This window comes from Parapedobacter sp., from assembly GCF_035556095.1.
Classification (GTDB): Bacteria; Bacteroidota; Bacteroidia; order Sphingobacteriales; family Sphingobacteriaceae; genus Parapedobacter.
On the sequence record NZ_DATMFT010000029.1, the window covers coordinates 41,276 to 58,977 of the forward strand.

The following is a 17,702-nucleotide window of genomic DNA, read 5'->3' on the forward strand; positions in this document are numbered from 1 at the left end:
ATAAAGCTAAAATAGATATCAATAAATTAATTAAAGAGGAGTGCTATTTTGGATAAGGATTACTATTCTGTTAAGCTTGTTACTAAAACACACTCAATATAAGTGATCGTTTTTGTTGAAAAACTATGGGTTCCACTTAGCCATTTGCTGATTTCGGACCGCTGCTTACCCATTATCCTCGCCAAATCCGCGGGTTTCATGTTTTTGTGAGAAAGAATATCAGCAATCCTATTGGCGCTAGCCAAATTGCGCTTCACCAATTTATCAATAGCGGGATCACCGTGTTCTTTCAGCCAGTTGGAGATTAAGTTGTTCTCCTTCGTAACGCCAGCATTCTTGGCGTGCATCTTTCCTTCCTTTTTCATGCTAATCTTATTAATTGCTACGCACTGCGTAGCATATTCAATGCCCCTTCAAATCCTCCTTATACAAAATCCACTTTTCCTCTGTTTTTGGTGCTTTACGCATAGGGAGTAGTTTTGGGCGCTTGCGACGACCGGATAAAACGGCTAATCCTTCAATAAGTAACTTAGCGCAGAAACCTCCTGACCACAACGTGCCAACGTGCACAAACAGGTCATAGCCTGTTACCCCATCCCTGAAATAGCCTTCGATTAGCAACTTATCAAGTAACACCACCATACGCGCTAAGTCGTTTGGCTCAATGGTGATATTATCATTTGGAATGCTGTAGGGTTCCAGTTTAACCCATTGTGGTTTTCCGTCAATCGTTAGTTGCCGCTCACCGCGATATGTGGTTTTTGTTTTGTATTCGGTTTTTCGTGCCTCGATTTTAATGTCGTTCTCCAGAAGCGACACCTCGAACACAAAATCTTTAGGTACGCGACGAAGCACCCGTGCATAGCGGTTGATGTGATTGAAATCGTAGGCATCTGTAGTAGTGAGATCTTCGTACTTCACTATATCCGCTACATCACGTCCAATCAAGAAAGCGAATTCTTCCTGTGTGTACCCGTTGGCTTCGCGGTGGATGCGTACTTGGGTGTTGAGTTCATAATCGAGTGACGGGTATACGAGCATACCAAAGTAATTCTGTGCGTTCTATATATCTAGCGATTTTATAATCTTGATAACATCTTCCTTTTTGATGGACGCTTCCTCAGATTTGTCGAAGATGGTAATGAGATAAATATCGGTACCATCTTCCGACTCTTTCACCAAGTAGGTGATTACCCTAAACCCACCGCTTTTTCCAGTTCCTTTCGATGCGTCGGCTACTCGCACCTTGTAGATGTTGGCACCATAGCTGTTCCCAATCTGCGGGTTTTCGAGCAAATCACCTTCTAAGGCAGCAAGGCTTTCGCCAAGTGTCTTGTATTTTTTCAGCAGCCGTTTTGCTTTTTTGTAAAAATAGGGGGTCAGGTGTAATTTATTGTTCTTCACGTAACAGGTCAGCCATGGTGTAGGATTTGGTTTTTCCCGCACGTATCTGCTTTACCTCGCTTAAACCTTGTTCTATTTCCTTCAACAACACTTCCTTCTTGGCGTCTGGCAACTCCCGTTTCACGGAAATAATCTCACCGCCAAGTTCCTTCACAAACTCGGTGATGCGGGATTTGGCGTTTTGCGGAACTTTGATGGTTAATAAAGCCATAGTGCAAAGTTATTGAATATTATCTTAATAACCAATGGATTTACGCATTCGGATCATACTCCGGGTTTCGTTGGAAACGGATAAGTTTATTGGTAGCGTCAGGTTCGAGTTTGACGAGCTTGCCTGCGTTGTATAGGTCTTCCAATTGTGCCGAAAAGTAGTTATCCTCTTTGTAATCTTCCGGCTGAAAAAAGGAGTTATAATATTCAGTGATTTCCCGGCGAAGGCGTGGCTCATTAAAATAGCCCTCTTCTAGCAAAGAGTTTAAGGCGGCCCTGACGCTCATCCCTTTCAAAATTGGGATTTTGGTTTTGTCTTGTAGAGTGTCGTCGGAAAGGAGTTTGTTAGGAAGGATATCATCCATTGATAACCCGAGTTCTTTGAGGGCTTTTTTTAAAGTCGCCGTGGTATACTTAAGGGACGTGGACTCTCGTTCTATACCTCCAACGATAGAGTCGCCGCCGAAAGGACTAATTCTCTTGCTTAGTAATTTTCCAGAAATCCCTAATTCTAATCGTCTCAATCGAATTACGTCAATGACATACTGTGCTAGCGGTGTGATTCGACCTTTATCTCCCATTGCCGCTAAATGCGGCAAATAGAATATTATTAATTGGGAAGTAAAATTTGCATTTTAATAAATATGTATGTATACTTGCAACGTTACCAGATTATTGAATAGAAAACATGACAATAAAATATGGTGAAATAGAGGCCGATATGTGTTTCGGTCCAGTAAAAAAAGAGCATTAACAAAAGAGTCTCGTCCATAAACTCTAACATTTAATCACAAGCGAGGCGGTAGGTTATTGCCCATGGTGGTATTTTGCGTACATTTGGTGCGTCAAAGTAGCGCTGTGGGCTCTACTGAAACCGTCTTGTGAGGGGTTAGAGCCTTGTGGAGCGGTAGTAGGTAGGGTTCACAGCGCTACTCGCGTTTAAGCCTAGCCGATAACCGGGGACTCGTTTTCACTAACCATATGAAGACGAGTTTTTTATTTTTACAACCAGCTAGTTTTCCTCCTCAAATAGGAGAGGGGCTAGGCATTTTATCCAAAGCGTGGGAGGTCTCCACGAAGAATCTTCACAAAAGTATAATAAGAAAGCCTGTATGATTTGAGCAAAAGAAGTCGAGTTAATTAACGCAATTTCTTTCACTTGAAATCAACCAATAAATGAAGCAAAAATTACGCTTATGGGGCTCGTATGGCCTTAAGCGAACACAACCGGAATACCTTTTATGCCTACAATCCTTACTTAAGGTGCGATACATCCTTACGGGATACGTAGCTCCTATGCTAAGGAAACGTAACCACCCCATAGTACACTACCCGTACTTTACCCGTACACTGCCAGTACTTGAAACACGCTCGTCCTTTCTTCGTACGTTCTTCTCCCTTTGTTCTAACTTCTCCCGTGCCGTATGCGGCGTGGATGCGAGCCGTATGCGGAAAAACCTAACATACCGCCCGTATACGGCAGGCGTACGGCCTGCGAGATGGGAGAACACGGGCAGGGGAAAGGCAGGAGAAGGTGGGGCTGTTCTTCGAAGCAATCAGCCGGACCCATGCTCCAGCCCACCTTCAGTTATCCCTCATCCGTGTGATATCCGTATGATACCCGTATATATCTCGGTAAAAAGGCCAAAAGACGGCACTTTACCGAAGGGTATACGGCAAACCTACGGGAGAAATGCACATTCGGGTAGGCAAAGGGCAGGGCAGGGACCGGCTTGGGACCACGCTGGAGACCGCTTCGGGTCGGCTTCGGAGATAAGTTTACGCTCCATGCTGCCTTGTACTGCGCTTAGACTGGCGGCGCCAAACGGAGTCCAGTCGGAGCGCAAAATAAATCCAGCCGAAGACCAAACCGAGCACCCAAGCCATCCCGAAGGCGATCCGGTAAGAAGATGGAGCGCGAGGCGTCCATTAACTACCCCGGATCGGCTCGAACATAGTAGGGCATTGATTCGACAGCTGTTCGCTTGTGCTTCGGCATTTTCCCGAAGCGTTGCCGAAGGTTTGTCGAAGGCCAGTCGAACACTTGTCGAAGCGCTGTCGAAGGATTGTCGAACAAGTCTCGAACAGCAGTCGAACAACTGTCGAAGAAATATCGAAGAATCATGTGTTTGTACCCATGCGATGGCCCCAGCCCGTAGCGGGCTGGGCCTCGCTTTGGGGGTTGTTGTTTTGGTATTGGCTTGCCATGTGAAACACGGGATTGCCCAGGAGACCTTTTCATTGGAAGGTAAGGTGATCTCCGCTGCCAGTGGAGCTGCGATAGAAGGAGCAGCTATTCGAATCAGCAATACCGATAATTTAGTGTTCACTGGAAAAGGTGGGATATTTGAGATCTCATCTACTCAAGCCGATGGACTACTGTTGGTAAGTTACAGGGGTTATGAGACCCAAAAGGTTCCAATCCACACAGGCCGCTTAAAAAGTAATAAAGTCAGAATGGTGAAGGATTTGACACGAGTTACCCCCTTGGTGGTCGGTGATAGCGTGACCGACTATTTATGGGATATCCCCCTTACGGTAGTAAACCATCCAAAAGGTCGGAGTACGATTACCCTTCGCGAATACCAGAACAAGTTGTTGGTGCTGGATTTTTGGGCAACGTGGTGTAAACCGTGTATTAAGACTGTAGACAAATGGGATGTGATTCAGAAACAGATCCCCCAAAGTCTCGCGGTATTAACAGTCCACATGGACCTTGCCGAAAGAGCATTGCCGTTTATTGAGAAACGAGGCTGGTCGCTACCAGCGTTGGTTGGTGACAATTACAATATCGTCAATAGGCATTTCTTTGATCGTTATCAAGTTGGTGGCATCGTCATGATTTACAAGGGGGTGGTTTATGCGATACCATCAGACAAAGGCTACGATACGGACAAGTTGAAAAGACTGCTCAATGGAGAGCAGGTAGAATATCATTCGGACTCGCGGTTTATTCATACCGTGCAGTCCAGCTTTAAGGAAGGAGGTTCTCGATGAAAAGCCTTCTAATCGCACTTTTTGTGTTTACCCAGGTTGCTAGCTCCTATGGGCAGGCTATTATAAGCGGCAAGGTAGTATCTGCACATGACAACGTTCCGCTGACCAATGCTTCAATGCAGCTGATAGTGGCGGGGCGTAATCTTAGTGTCGGTAGGGATGGAACTTTCGCTTTCCCAATAAACGGTTCAGACACTTTGGTGCTTACACACGTGGGATATGCTACGCAACGTATCCCGATCGACGAGCATACCACGTACCTCAATATTCAAATGATAAGACAGGACAACCTGTTGGATGAGGTAGAGGTAAGTACGGGGTATTATCGCGTGCCATTAGATCGAGCGACAGGCTCGTTTATACATGTTGATGAAAAGTCAATCGGCCGAAGTGTCGGCAGCAATATCCTGTCGCGTCTGGAGGGTATGGCAAATGGCCTTCAATTCAACTACCATGGCATCTCCGGTGAGTCAAATGCTGCTCCCACGTTGCGGATCCGTGGTGTTTCGACTATAGAATCCGATGAAACACCGCTTATCGTACTTGACAATTTTCCCTATGAAGGCGATATAAACAGTATAAATCCGGAAAATATCGAGAGTATAACCATTCTACGTGACGCAGCGGCGGCCAGCATTTGGGGAGCCAAAGCCGGAAACGGGGTAATTGTCATTACAAGCAAGCAAGGACGTTATGGTCAGCCAGCACGGATATCGCTGACCTCGGCTTTCACCGTTGGCGAAAAGCCTGATCTATTTTACAGCAAGCGGTGGCTTCCGGCGGAAACAGTGATGAGCATTGAAAAAGAACGTTTCGAACTTGGGGATTATGTACAGGATCCGGAAGTGCCGTTGCCGCCTTATGTGGAACTGCTGATGGATAGGCAGGAAGGACGGGTAACAGAAAATGATTTTGAAAGGGTTGAATTGGAAATGATGGGGAGCGACGTAAGGCGTGATGCGCTCAACTACCTATACAGGCCATCGTTTCATCAACAATATTCGCTCGGTTTACGTGGCGGCGGCAATCGGTACCGCTATTATGTGTCCGGAGGGCTGGATAACAATGCTGCATCCTTAAAGCGGAACGACTACCGGCGCCTCAGCCTGAATATGCTGAATACGTTCATGCCAATGCCGGCTATAGAAATGACGTTGGGGATTTGGTATGCACAACAGCAATCGGCCAACAACGGTCTCACGTTGACAGCACTGAATCCGACTACGGGAGAGTCTGTTGCTCCATATGTCCGGTTGGCAGATGAATCCGGTGCCGCTCTGGCCATCCCATTTGAGCGGAGTATACGGTACCAGCAGGCTGCTACCGCCTCCGGGCTGCTGGATTGGCAGTACCGGCCGTTGGACGAGCTGCGGTTGTCTGACAAGACAACCACCCAAACGGAATACCGGGTTAATACCGACATGAAATTTAATGTCACGCCCGGTTTGAGCGTGTTGGCCTCTTATCAATATCTACAGGGTAAAGGCGGCGGCCGGAACTATTTCCATGAGGATACGTATTACGTGAGAAACTTAGTGAATCGTTTCACGCAGAAAAACGGCTCGACGATCATTCCACATAATGCGATTTTAGATGGGGGACGGAATACAGATAGAACAAGCCATTCTGCGCGCCTTCAGGTAAATATGGACAGAGATTTCGAAGAATATCACCAGGTCGCTGCATTGGCGGGTGCCGAGATCAGGCATCTGGTGGTAAAGGGAACCCCTGGCTTCCGCATCTATAATTATAACGATGAATTGCTCACTGGAACTACGACCTATAATTTTAATCAGTCTTATCCGGTATTGCCTTCAGGCAACGCCCGGTTGCCCGCCCCTCAACTGGGCCTGAGCGAGCGTACGGATAGATACTTGTCGTATTTTGGAAATATAGGGTACAATTACATGTCCAAATACGGGTTGTCGACCAGTCTGAGATGGGACGCTTCCAACCTATTTGGCGTAAAAACCAACCAACGGGGTGTGCCGCTTTGGTCAGTTGGCATATCATGGGGATTAAGCAGTGAACCGTTCTATAAATCGAGAGCTATCCCTTATGTCCGTCTGCGGGCTACATATGGTAGCAGCGGAAACGTGAACAACGCGGTCAGTACCTATCCCACAATTGTTTACACGGCACCAATAAACGGCTTCCCGGTCGCTACATTAACTAGTGTCGGTAATCCTGCACTACGTTGGGAGAAAGTGAAGACATTCAACGTAGGATTAGACATTCGGAGCAAGGACAATGACCTAACCGCAAGTTTGGAGTACTATGTAAAGAATGCAGCGGATTTGATCGGAAAAGACTATATGTCTCCCAGCACCGGTATACACGAAGACGTTACCTTTTTTTATATCGAAAACTTGGTCAATTATGCAAACATGAATGCGCAGGGCGCAGACTTACAGGTTAATATGGTGAAAAGGAAAGGAGAGTGGGCGTGGTCCAACCGTCTGTTGGTGAGTTACGTCAGGAACAGGATTACCCACATTAATACGGCCGAAGTGGACAATATAGGGTATTATTTGGCCGACAGCCCCCCTCCAGCCATCGGGCAATCAAGGGATGTGGTATACGCCTTGCCCTGGAACGGCCTTCGTGGAGACGATGGTATGCCATTGATTCATTATCAGGGAGAGGTAAGCAAAGATTACCGAGCTTACTACGCAAACTACGATCCCAGCGACCTTATCGTTTCGGGGGTAAAAGTTGCGCCATTCTTTGGGAGTTATCGGCCTGCAATCGGCTGGAAAGGTTTGGAAATTTCGGCGTTGTTTTCTTTTAAAGCTGGATATGTGTTCCGGAGGCTCTCGCAAACCCCGAATGCAGAGTATGACAATGGCTACCACATGGATTATTTCAAGCGATGGCAAAAGCCGGGTGACGAAAAACTTACGGATGTTCCTGCGAAATCAATAACAACCGATGTGTATCGGAATGCTGCATACAGCGCCTCGGAAGCATTAATTACAAAAGGCGACCATCTGCGCTTGCAAGATGTCAGGGTCGGTTATGCATTTCGGGATAACGCACTGCAGTTTCTAAGGCTGCAAAGTTTGAATGTATACTTTTATGCGCGTAATCTTGGCGTGCTTTGGCAAGCTAGCGACAGCGGAATCGATCCTGAGTATCCCAACGCGCGGTACCCTGCATCTCGAACAGTTGCATTCGGAGTTCAGACAACATTTTAATTTGAAAGATATGATAAACCATAGGTTAATTACCTGCGCTCTGGCGTTGGTGTGGCTATGTTTGGCATGTGGAGAAAAGTTTCTTGACGTCAAACCCAATAAAAGCCAGACGACACCCAATACAGTGGCGGATTTTCAGGCAATACTGGACTATAGTTATGTGATGAACGAGGGGTCTTCGCATGAACTCGGCATTATCGGTGCTGATGAATATTATTTGTTAGCCACGAGGCATGAAATACTCCGTGAGCCTTATCAGAAAAATGCTTACTTGTGGGCTGAAAATGTGTATGAGGGTTTTAATATACCGGATTGGGATAAAGCTTGGAAACGCATCCTGTACGCAAATGTAGTAGTTGAAGGTGTTTCGCAGCTTTCCATAACAGACGAAGAGCAGTCTGATCGGGATGCTGTTTTGGGTAGCGGACTATTTTTTAGGGCATTTAATATGTATCAACTTGCCCAATTGTTCTGCCCGGTATATGAAGAGACGGCTGCCGACATGCGTACTGGGCTTCCGTTGCGACTCGAATCGGATATCAATGTCCGCTCGGTAAGATCTACGTTACGAGACACATACATGCAGATAGCTGTTGATCTGGAGCGAGCAGCCGATTTGTTGCCTGTAACCCCCTTGATCAAATACCGCCCGTCAAGACCGGCAGCTTACGCACTGCTGGCCCGGCTTTTTCTGCAAACCGGAGAATATGAAAAGTCCGGCCGATACGCAGATGCTTGCCTACAATTGCGGAACGATTTGCTCGATTTTAATAGTTTGGAAATGACTGCGAGTTACCCATTTACCAGGGATTATGAAGCCAACCCGGAGATCATATTTTTCTGCCATATGGACAATATTGCCATAACGTCAACGTCAAATCTGAACATGGACACAGTCTTATTGGGGTTATACGGTGAAGGGGATTTGAGAAAAGAAGCCTATTTTTCGACGAATTCATCTGACGGGCGAATCCTTTTCAAGGGCTCTTATTTCGGTCAGCGGCTTTTCTTCACTGGGTTGGCGACTGACGAGGTATACCTCATCAGAGCGGAGAGCTTGGCCAGACAAGGGCAGGTAGGACCGGCTATGGAGGTGCTCAATCGGCTATTGGAGATGCGGATGGCTGGACAGAGCTTTTCCCCGCTAATGGCTGACAATGCAGAGGAGGCATTGGGCTTTATTATTAACGAACGGAGAAAAGAATTGGTGTTCCGCGGAACCCGTTGGGAGGATTTACGGAGACTAAACAAGGAGCCAAGGTTTGCCCAAGGTTTGAGGCGAGTGTTGTATGGGAACGTTTACGAGTTGTTGCCCGGAGGCTTAAAGTATACTTGGCCGATTCCTGATAATGAGATCATGCTTACCGGAATGAAACAGAACCCCCGTTGATACAAAATAAGGAGCACGGCACTCGTGGCCGGCTCCTTATTTTACAATTGGCATGAACCGCTGTATTAACGCCACCTATTCCGGATCTTCTTCTGACCAAGTATAGGAGCCCGGCGTTACTTCCGGATCATCAATTGCATCCTGCACTGTGGTAGGCATTGTAGTTGCGTCTTCGCTGAAAGTAAGCTGAATCGCGCAGACAACATCCTTCCGATTGAGCCGGTCACAGTCCCCTTCCGGTTCTTCATTCAACCGATTGGGGTTGATCTCTTGGTGCTCTGGTAAGCTACCGTCTTCACCTGAGGTAATCGTCAGTGCGTACCATCCACTTTCTGGATCGTCTACTAACTTAAACGCCGAAAACCCTACAAACGTGGCCGCCAAGGCCAACATGAAAAAGTACTGTTTAATGAAATTTGTGGCTTTATTTGCCATATTATGGGCTTTTCTTTCGCTTTTGGAAAAAAAGCACCCCAAAAAAAGGTTTTGTTTGTAATTGCAATTTGCTTTGCGCGGTTTGCTGTTTGCAAGGGGCGAATAAGCATATTGCGTGTCTATCTAAGTCCGGTCACTGACGTGGAGATTCCGGTCACGTGCCTCCGCGCTTGCCCAAGGCTAGCGCGTATTAAGTACTGCGTACAGGCAGGGTGAAGTTTTATAAGGCCCTGCGCCTGAATAAGGCGAACTTCCGTGGAAAACTAATCTGTCGTTTATACGCGTTGCTATTGGATTGCTTCACGCCACTGTGATGATCCACCGCGCGGGTTCGCAATGACGATTGGGAGTTGCCATGCATTGGGGATGCGGATGTGTGCACAGGCCACGTAAGCCACACGCCAAGTACCGCCAGCAGGAAGAAAGCAAAATTGAACCAAAGATGGTTATCCCACGAGAGGCCACTGATCACCGACCCGCATCCGCAGGGACGTTTCTCATACCACCCCAGCACACCGAAACCGATAAACAGCGTAAACGCCAGCATTAGCACGGCCGAGAGCCACATCCCTTGATGGGTGCGTTTCCGGCTCCTCGGCCAGGCAAGCAGTACAGCTGCGCCCAGCTCTGCCAGCGGTAGTAACCAGAACAGGATGTCTGTGCTCCACTCAGGGATGGGTTGCCGCCGCAGGGTGCTGTGGAACCCCGCAAGATCCCACAGCTTCTCTACGGCTACCGGAACCCACAGTGCCAGGAACGCCAACCTGATAATGCCTAGTATGATGGATTTCTTTTCCATAACCCTTGTTTTTTCTTAATCGTACGCATCCGTTCTGCAACTAGCCGCTGCACATCCACTACCCGGCTGAGGTGGTGGTGCTGTTCGGCGGTAACGGTGTAAAACCAAAACAGGCTGTCCAGCCATTCCATCAACTCCGGATCGGTTACCACCGGGCATTGCGCAAAGCCAACCGCTTTGATGCCGAAGCGCCATTCCACGTGGCCGCTTATAACCGACAGGTAGGCCACCCGCTTGTCTTTGGGGTCGTTGTGGTACATCCGGATGATGAACGGTGAGGCATACGTGTCGGCATAAATCACATTGCCGAAGCCATGCAGCCAATCCAATGCTGCTTGGTGGGTGTGCCCGCGAAAGAGTTGGTGCCAGAAGGTCTGGATCATCGCCGGTGTAGTGGCGGGAGTGGGCGGTGCAGCCCAGATTTCTTTTCGTATGTGTTGTTGTATTTCCATCTCATTATGCTTTTGTTATGAAAGCAAATGTATGTTGAAAATCAAAGTGTTAAGTTGTTCGCAAACGACAAATGAATTAGTGTTGTGCGTCGATTTTGGATAACTCGGTGGCTGCCCGGTGGGTATTGGGCGATACACCGTAGTGTTTGGTAAAAGCCTTGCTGAAACCGGCGGTATGGGTATAGCCGAAAATATCGGCGATTTCGTAAATACGTCGATCGGGGTGGTCAGTCAGGTAAACACCCGCAGCTTCCATATGCTGCTGTTTGATATAGGCACTCGGCGAGCATTGCATACTATTTTGGAAAAGACGCTCCAACTTCTTAGGGGTGATATGGAATTGATCGGCTATTTCTTTCGGTTCGGGCGCTCGATGGGTTTCGGAAATGATGGATGAAATGTGGGGTATTATTCTTTTTAGTTTTTCTTCATCATAATGGAGCTGCCCTTTGCCATGGAGCGCACCCTTAATCGCAGAGCAAACACCAGGTAAATGAAACAGCAAATGTTGGTTGAAATCTTTGCGTCGATTAATTCCTGAAGGGCTGATGAACCGGATGAGCCGCCGCATTAACAGGGAATCGGCGTGGATGGGTGGACTGATGATATCTTCGGTGATCGGCGTAGCATCAGGCAGGTTGGCTAGTTCGTTGAAGTCTTCGCCAATTATCGCTAGCTGGGCCGCATGCAGGATAACCAATAGCAGTCTGTTGGTGCCCGAAGGAAAATGAACGGGGTATTCCTTGCCGCAGAGCCGAGCGAAATACGCAGTACCGGGCGGCGGCATCTCCGATGTTTCGCCGGAAGGATAATCATAGCGGAGCAGTCCTTCGAGCGTAACGGCGAAGATGTAAGCGGGGTTCTCATATGGCCGCAACACAGCAGTGAACGGCTCGGCCCCGTTGCCTTCCAGCAGAATGAGCGCGAGTAGTGCATTGGCGTAGTATTGCCGAATGAATTTAAACGTGGGAAGCGCAGGCGCACGGTAACTCACCGTATGTGCCAAGGGGATGGGGTAGGCACAAAGCGGGGGGTGTTCGCCGGGCCGGTGATGGCTTTCGGCAACTTCAAAGAGAAAGGTGATATGGAAATGCTGCTGCATGCCGATTTAAAAGTACGGTATGCGGGGCACGGTAGGAATCCCATTTGAGACATAATGAAGCGAATGCGGCTAAAATAGCCGTTAAACGAAAGCGGGTGCAAACGAACGAAAATGAGTGTAGGTTTATCACGGGTTTAGTGAAAATGAATTGGGCTGAACGCAACCGTTTTGATAATTTTCTCTTTTAGGCTAAATTTTTTTTAAATTCGTAATTAGAACATTTTTAACCAATTATTATGAGGAAAGGAAACCTATTATGGAAGAACAGATACATGAAAACAAGGATTTCTTTAATTACCGAAAGGAGCATTGGGCCACCCGGTTGTATTACTCAACGTTTTTAGGAATATTGATTGCAGCCAATGGCTTCAAAATCAAGGCCAATGTAATTGAAACGCTATGGCATTGGGATTTCGTATACGATCTCATCGCGTGCACGGGATTGGTCTACCTGACCGTTTACTTCATATACTGGGTGTGCCTCATTCTCGATAAAGCGCTCCCTTGGGAAAAGAATCCGAACAATCGGTTTATCGCCCAGCTCATCCTGGGTGTTGTGTTGGGTCATCAGTTCATGGAGCTGCTGAACAATTTATATATGGCCTATGGTGGACAGAATTTACTGCACACGCAGAAAAGCCGGACAGAGATACCCATATCATTGTTGGTTTCCATGGTGGTCAATTGCTATTACTTTGGAGTTTACTTTGCCGAGAAGCATTTCGTAAAGAAGGCTAAAAAACAGGATGCCGCACCAGACCATCCGTTGGATACTGCTGAAAACCTTGAAAATGCGGATGGCGTGGACTCAGATGAGCCATCTGGAGAGTACGTTACGATTGATTCTGCCATCAATCAAGCTGACGCCGGCGATACGATAAAAGGGCCACAAAAAGAACGGCTACCGTTGATTACCTATTCAGACGGTGAACGGATACTCCTGAAACACCTCGATATTGCAGCTGTTGGTCTGGAAAATGGGAACCTTGCTATTTACACGTTTAGCGACAAGTGCTACTACGATACCATGCCGCTAAAGAGTTTTTTTGAATTATTGGATCCAAATGATTGCTTCCATACCAGTCGGCAGACCATCGTACATCGCGATGCGGTGAGAAGCATAATACCGAGCAAAACCAAGAAAGGTGGATTGGACGTGTCGCTTACAATCGAGACAGACATCCATGTTGAGGTGTCGGCGCGTAATGTGGCGCGTTTTAAAGAATGGCTAGCCGCAGGTAACCCACCGCCGGCGCGGAAGCCGTCCATTCCGGTTCCGATGCTCTTCTAAGAGCTCGTTTTACTTGGAATGGCGAGATGGGCTGCGTAGCGAAACAGGACGGCATTTCGTCTTATCAGAAAATAATCAAACGATGAAAAGAATAGCCATCATATCTGCGTTGCTAGCGGTTACGGTATCGTCGTGTTCTAAGAAGGAGAATTTGGGGGATGAAATTCCGATCTGTGTGCGTACGATGATAAGCGAACTGGAAACGGATAGTAACGTCCGCGATGGCACAACTGTGACTGTATATCTTTTCCAAAACCGTCATGTTTATGTGCATAACATCGGCAACGTTGCTTTTGTGTACGATAAAAAATGCAATATGATCGGTTTACTTGGCGGGTTTGCCGGGAATATGGAAGTAAACGGCGAAGACTTCAGCAATGCCAGGTTAATCCGTGAAATTTGGAGACGCTAATGAATTAAAAAAGTACCCTGTTAAACTTCGTTTCAAAGGATATATCGGCAAACGTGAAGTAGTCAGGTCAGATTACGTGGTTACCTTCGACTGTTGCCACATTGCCCTGGTGGCTGGCGAGCGGGAGCTGGTGGTAGGTATTAATTAGTATGGTATAATCCGGTATTCATGCCGCAGGCGGTCGATCAAACTATCCGGTGGGGTAGGTAATGCGGCGGTAAAATCGATGTCTACCAGTACATTTTCCACGTAATTAGGTGCCAGGCATTCCAATCGAAGTACACGGAATCGCAACAAAGACTTATTTTATATATTTGTCGTTTGTAACTCCAGATACCCGTAATCCATGAACAAAGCGATTTATCTACTATTAGTTTGCTTGTTGGCGAATGGTCCGATTCAAGCCCAGCAAAAGACGTTCACCAATCCGCTGCGCAAAGGTGCCGATCCGTTTGTGATGAAGCATGATGGGCGTTATTATACCATTTTTAATGGTGGGGGAGGGTTAACGGTTACGGAATCCCGTTTCTTGACCAAATTTGAAAAAACAGCGGTGGTATGGACGCCACCTCAAAACGCGTGGAATAGCTTCAATATCTGGGCACCCGAAATCCATGTGCTCGATGGCAAGTGGTACATTTATTATGCCGCTTCGGTACACAAGGGAGCGCCCTATTATGCACAGCGGGCTGGTGTGCTGGAAGCCGATAACCCGTTTGGCCCATACGTAGATAAAGGGATGTTTTACACGGGGGATGATCCCGAAACGAAGAAGGATAACTGCTGGGCCATTGACATGACCTTGTTGCAGCATCGGGGAAAGAATTATGCGGTGTGGTCCGGCTGGGCGGCATTGCACGACCACCACGACGTGGATCAGTATCTATACATTGCGGAACTGATTGATCCATACACACTGGGTAAACGCGTATTGCTTTCGAAACCCGAGTTGCAATGGGAACAAGGTGACCATATTGCGCTGCAGGAAGGACCGCAGGTATTGAAGCATGGGGATGACGTATTTATCATGTATTCTACACGGGGTTCCTGGACCGAGCATTATAAAATGGGGCAGCTGCGGTTAAAATCGCCGGATAGCGACCCCTTGGATCCGGATGTTTGGATCAAAGCAGATCACCCGGTGTTTCAAGGTACGGATACGGTGTATGGCGTGGGCCACGCGAGCATGACGACGTCGCCCGACGACACGGAATATTGGATATATTACCATTCAAAACTGCAATTGGACGGCGGATGGAATAACCGCCATGTATTTCTTCAGAAATTCACATTCGACGAAGAAGGAAATCCCGATTTCGGTATACCGAGTGGTTCATCGACATTGGATCGCCCTTCGGGCGAAATTGAAAGGGATAAATAATTTGATCGCGATTGATTCATTGCGGACAAAGAAGGGTCGCAGCCTTTTCCTCTATCGATGGGTAAAAGTCTTTGTCGGCAAAGCCTTTGCTGATTTGAACAACGGCGCTCTGGAACCCGCCGTCTTTTTCTTTGCCGAATATGGTAGATGCAAAATCGGCTCTCATCGTATCAATCAGTTCGTTGTACTCTTCTGTACTGGGGTAGGCGGCAGGTTTTTTGGTCATGCCACTTTCATCCAACTGTTCGTGATCATAATCATCTAACAATTCGAGCCCTATCGTAAAATGTGCCAACCAATTTAAATCGCTATCCGTTTGCTGATCTTCAATTGTGCGGCTTAGTATACGAATACCGTCTTTCAATGTTTGGACCTCCTGTTGTTTCTGGGTAAGCCGCTCCTCGTTGATTGCATAACCTTGAATAAGATACTCTTTAAGTCGTTGCGTAGCCCAAATGCGGAATTGGGTGCCTTGCGTTGATTTTACCCGATAACCTACCGAGATGATAACATCCAAATTATAGTGTTCCACTTGGTATATTTTTCCGTCATCAGCAGTATGTGCAAATTTTGCACATACTGCCTCCTTTTTCAATTCCTGTTCTTTAAATATATTATTTATGTGCTTGGTTATTACAGAGCGTTCTCGGTCAAATAGAGCAACCATTTGAGCTTGTGTCAGCCAAATAGTATCTTCTTCAAACTTAACTTCTACCAGCGTTTTTCCGTCACTGCCTTGATAAATTTCGATTTGGTTTTTGGTCATGAGGTTCATATTTGTTGCGTAATAAATTGTGATTCTATGATGAACCAAAAGTACATAAAATAATTTCAGTTTTGATAATATTTTTAGTATTTTTTTGTTTGTTATTTCGAATGTTCTACTCTTCAATTTGAACAGGCAGCTAAGAGGTTCACAGGAGGTGAACTTTTTTTAAGTTATTGTATTGAAATTTTATGCCTTCATTCAGAATTCAGATCATGACCACATTACTCAATATATTGAGTAATTTTACTCAGCGTATTGAGTAAAATAGAATTTATGTTTGAAAGGCCTTATTTACAGATTATTAAATCTCGTATTAACGAGCCAAGGAACTTTATTCAGGTGTTGATGGCCCCCGACAAGTGGGCAAAACTACGCTGGTTACACAATTGACGACCGGATATCAATATCCCTTCCATTTCGTTACGGCTGACGCCGTGCCAGCAGCAGGGGCGGTTTGATTGGAGCAACAATGGGAAGTTTCAAGGCTCATGATGAAGCAACAACAAGCTTCCGAGTTTTTGCTCGTAATCGACGAAATACAGAAAATTTCGACAACTCGTGGATGCCGGTAATACAACGACATTGGCGCATTACTTGGATTTGCTGAACACAGCAGGTTTACTCGGCGGTTTGGAAAAGTACGACGCAAAATTAATCCGTAATCCGCCAAAAGCCAGATGAGTGGGGGCATATGGTGGAATGCTTTATGACTCATTCATTACCAACTATAATCCGGTATTCCTGCCGTAGGCGATTAACCAAACTGTCCGGCGAAATAGGCGATGCAGCGGTAAAATCGATATCTACCAATACATTGTCTATGTAATACGCTCCAGGCGTTCCAATCGAATCCAATACGGTCTGCAAGCCGGTTTGCCGTACAATGAGCGTATCAATGCCGTTGTATTCCCTAGAAATCTGCATGCGATCGGGCCGTTCTATATACGTATATTCGGTGACGACTAGTGAATAGTCGAATGATTTGTAGTCGATTACGGTTTTTCCATGCAAGAAAAACATCGATGGAATGACGGCCAGTGCATTGAAAACAGCGTGTGCCAGAATGGACCACGTGAGTCCATGTTTCAACCGGAGATAAGCTAGAAGGAATCCACCCTTGAGCTGCGAACCGATGATAATCGGTGAAAGCATGTAAAACAGCGCTTCCTGGTTGGTGTAGTTTGTTAAATGATAGAAGCCGAAGACGATGCTTGACACGTAGACGGATAGCTTCAATACCCGGTTGCGGGCGAATTTGAGCGGATAGCGGAAAATGAACTCTTCAGCAAGTGGAGCAAAGCATGTCATGAGAAAGATAATGAACCAAAACGTCATTGGTTTGCTGATCTCCGGAATCGGCCGTAAATGCAGTACATGCTCGTCAATCAGGTAGATAAGTGGAATGATGAGCACAGCAGTAATGACCACATCAACCGTTAAGACAGCCAGCCATGTGCGGAAAGGCTTATTCTGCGGGCCATCTACAATTTGCTGTGGATTGGTCAGGAATTTCCTGAGGTCGTTAAATAACTGTCTGAACATGCGGACACAAACTAGCGTCAGGAAAGCCTGCGGTCATCCAATTCACTTCGCCCGGCGTTATCACCTGCTCCACGCTGAGGCTGTCCCGGTAGGTAACCTTGCCGCTGAAGAGATAACTCACCCTAGAGAGGCTGATATGCGGATGGGGCAGTACATCCAGGCTGGTTGCAGCCGCTGCGGGGATGCTGACGAGCCCACCGTGATCCATGAAGATAAATGGACCCACCATCCGGCGAAGCTGGTAGGGAAGGATACGTTTTACAGCGAAGCCTTCGGAGATTTCGGCCGTCGGGGCTTCTATAACGATATCAAGCATGGTAA

Annotated in this window: 20 protein-coding genes; 7 read left to right on the forward strand and 13 right to left on the reverse strand. The window is 46.9% G+C overall.

The window, feature by feature from the left end; all coding sequences use genetic code 11:
* Window positions 1–62: 62 nt before the first annotated feature.
* The 5 genes from VNQ80_RS17965 to VNQ80_RS17985 are packed head-to-tail and all read right to left on the reverse strand — an operon-like array spanning window position 63 to window position 2,195.
* On the reverse strand, window positions 63–365 hold the full coding sequence (locus tag VNQ80_RS17965; RefSeq protein WP_325641245.1) for a helix-turn-helix transcriptional regulator: 303 nt from the start codon (window positions 363–365) through the stop codon (window positions 63–65).
* 37 nt (window positions 366–402) lie between these two features.
* On the reverse strand, window positions 403–1,041 hold the full coding sequence (locus tag VNQ80_RS17970; protein ID WP_325641247.1) for a hypothetical protein: 639 nt from the start codon (window positions 1,039–1,041) through the stop codon (window positions 403–405).
* 21 nt (window positions 1,042–1,062) lie between these two features.
* Entirely contained in the window at window positions 1,063–1,404 is a 342-nt protein-coding gene (locus tag VNQ80_RS17975; RefSeq protein WP_325641249.1) for a type II toxin-antitoxin system RelE/ParE family toxin, read from the reverse strand.
* The gene (locus VNQ80_RS17980; protein WP_325641253.1) at window positions 1,391–1,615 is read right to left on the reverse strand and encodes a hypothetical protein; all 225 of its coding nucleotides are present in this window, start codon (window positions 1,613–1,615) and stop codon (window positions 1,391–1,393) included. The genes VNQ80_RS17975 and VNQ80_RS17980 overlap by 14 nt, the downstream gene beginning before the upstream one ends.
* A gap of 40 nt (window positions 1,616–1,655) precedes the next feature.
* Complete coding sequence (locus VNQ80_RS17985) at window positions 1,656–2,195, reverse strand: hypothetical protein (protein WP_325641255.1); 540 nt, start codon at window positions 2,193–2,195, stop codon at window positions 1,656–1,658.
* A 595-nt stretch (window positions 2,196–2,790) separates the two neighbouring features.
* Between VNQ80_RS17985 and VNQ80_RS17990 the strand changes: the two genes are divergently transcribed.
* The 3 genes from VNQ80_RS17990 to VNQ80_RS18000 are packed head-to-tail and all read left to right on the forward strand — an operon-like array spanning window position 2,791 to window position 9,198.
* A complete protein-coding gene (locus VNQ80_RS17990) occupies window positions 2,791–4,611 on the forward strand; it encodes a carboxypeptidase-like regulatory domain-containing protein (RefSeq protein ID WP_325641257.1) in 1,821 nt (606 codons plus the stop codon).
* Window positions 4,608–7,808 carry a SusC/RagA family TonB-linked outer membrane protein gene (locus VNQ80_RS17995; RefSeq protein WP_325641259.1) on the forward strand — a complete coding sequence of 1,067 codons (3,201 nt, stop codon included), beginning with the start codon at window positions 4,608–4,610 and terminating at the stop codon, window positions 7,806–7,808. The genes VNQ80_RS17990 and VNQ80_RS17995 overlap by 4 nt, the downstream gene beginning before the upstream one ends.
* 10 nt (window positions 7,809–7,818) lie before the next feature.
* Window positions 7,819–9,198 (forward strand): RagB/SusD family nutrient uptake outer membrane protein, encoded by a 1,380-nt coding sequence (locus VNQ80_RS18000; protein WP_325641262.1) that lies wholly within the window; start codon window positions 7,819–7,821, stop codon window positions 9,196–9,198.
* Between the two features lie 75 nt (window positions 9,199–9,273).
* Here VNQ80_RS18000 and VNQ80_RS18005 read toward each other — a convergent pair whose 3' ends face one another.
* The 4 genes from VNQ80_RS18005 to VNQ80_RS18020 form a co-directional block, all read right to left on the reverse strand.
* On the reverse strand, window positions 9,274–9,633 hold the full coding sequence (locus VNQ80_RS18005) for a hypothetical protein (protein ID WP_325641264.1): 360 nt from the start codon (window positions 9,631–9,633) through the stop codon (window positions 9,274–9,276).
* 220 nt (window positions 9,634–9,853) lie between these two features.
* Window positions 9,854–10,432 (reverse strand): MauE/DoxX family redox-associated membrane protein, encoded by a 579-nt coding sequence (locus VNQ80_RS18010; protein WP_325641266.1) that lies wholly within the window; start codon window positions 10,430–10,432, stop codon window positions 9,854–9,856.
* Complete coding sequence (locus VNQ80_RS18015) at window positions 10,408–10,884, reverse strand: hypothetical protein (protein WP_325641268.1); 477 nt, start codon at window positions 10,882–10,884, stop codon at window positions 10,408–10,410. The genes VNQ80_RS18010 and VNQ80_RS18015 overlap by 25 nt, the downstream gene beginning before the upstream one ends.
* A gap of 76 nt (window positions 10,885–10,960) precedes the next feature.
* Window positions 10,961–11,986: a helix-turn-helix domain-containing protein gene (locus VNQ80_RS18020; protein WP_325641270.1), complete on the reverse strand. Its 1,026-nt coding sequence runs from the start codon at window positions 11,984–11,986 to the stop codon at window positions 10,961–10,963.
* A gap of 256 nt (window positions 11,987–12,242) precedes the next feature.
* Between VNQ80_RS18020 and VNQ80_RS18025 the strand changes: the two genes are divergently transcribed.
* The 3 genes from VNQ80_RS18025 to VNQ80_RS18035 all read left to right on the forward strand — a co-directional run bounded on the left by VNQ80_RS18025 (window position 12,243) and on the right by VNQ80_RS18035 (window position 13,837).
* Complete coding sequence (locus VNQ80_RS18025) at window positions 12,243–13,277, forward strand: LytTR family DNA-binding domain-containing protein (protein WP_325641272.1); 1,035 nt, start codon at window positions 12,243–12,245, stop codon at window positions 13,275–13,277.
* 82 nt (window positions 13,278–13,359) lie between these two features.
* Entirely contained in the window at window positions 13,360–13,689 is a 330-nt protein-coding gene (locus VNQ80_RS18030) for a DUF6970 domain-containing protein (RefSeq protein WP_325641274.1), read from the forward strand.
* Window positions 13,670–13,837, forward strand: coding sequence for a hypothetical protein (locus VNQ80_RS18035; protein ID WP_325641276.1), 168 nt, complete (start codon window positions 13,670–13,672; stop codon window positions 13,835–13,837). Before VNQ80_RS18030 ends, VNQ80_RS18035 begins: the two co-directional genes overlap by 20 nt.
* Here VNQ80_RS18035 and VNQ80_RS18040 read toward each other — a convergent pair.
* Window positions 13,834–13,986, reverse strand: coding sequence for a hypothetical protein (locus VNQ80_RS18040; RefSeq protein WP_325641278.1), 153 nt, complete (start codon window positions 13,984–13,986; stop codon window positions 13,834–13,836). The genes VNQ80_RS18035 and VNQ80_RS18040 overlap by 4 nt on opposite strands.
* 49 nt (window positions 13,987–14,035) lie before the next feature.
* On the opposite strand from VNQ80_RS18040, the gene VNQ80_RS18045 reads away from it, so the two are divergent.
* Complete coding sequence (locus tag VNQ80_RS18045) at window positions 14,036–15,070, forward strand: glycoside hydrolase family 43 protein (RefSeq protein WP_325641280.1); 1,035 nt, start codon at window positions 14,036–14,038, stop codon at window positions 15,068–15,070.
* A gap of 16 nt (window positions 15,071–15,086) precedes the next feature.
* Here VNQ80_RS18045 and rhuM read toward each other — a convergent pair whose 3' ends face one another.
* The 3 genes from rhuM to VNQ80_RS18060 form a co-directional block, all read right to left on the reverse strand.
* Window positions 15,087–15,845 carry a RhuM family protein gene (gene rhuM, locus VNQ80_RS18050; RefSeq protein WP_325641282.1) on the reverse strand — a complete coding sequence of 253 codons (759 nt, stop codon included), beginning with the start codon at window positions 15,843–15,845 and terminating at the stop codon, window positions 15,087–15,089.
* A gap of 705 nt (window positions 15,846–16,550) precedes the next feature.
* Complete coding sequence (locus VNQ80_RS18055; protein WP_325641284.1) at window positions 16,551–17,381, reverse strand: CPBP family intramembrane glutamic endopeptidase; 831 nt, start codon at window positions 17,379–17,381, stop codon at window positions 16,551–16,553.
* Window positions 17,362–17,697, reverse strand: coding sequence for a pirin family protein (locus VNQ80_RS18060; protein ID WP_325641286.1), 336 nt, complete (start codon window positions 17,695–17,697; stop codon window positions 17,362–17,364). The genes VNQ80_RS18055 and VNQ80_RS18060 overlap by 20 nt, the downstream gene beginning before the upstream one ends.
* Between the last annotated feature and the right edge of the window lie 5 nt (window positions 17,698–17,702).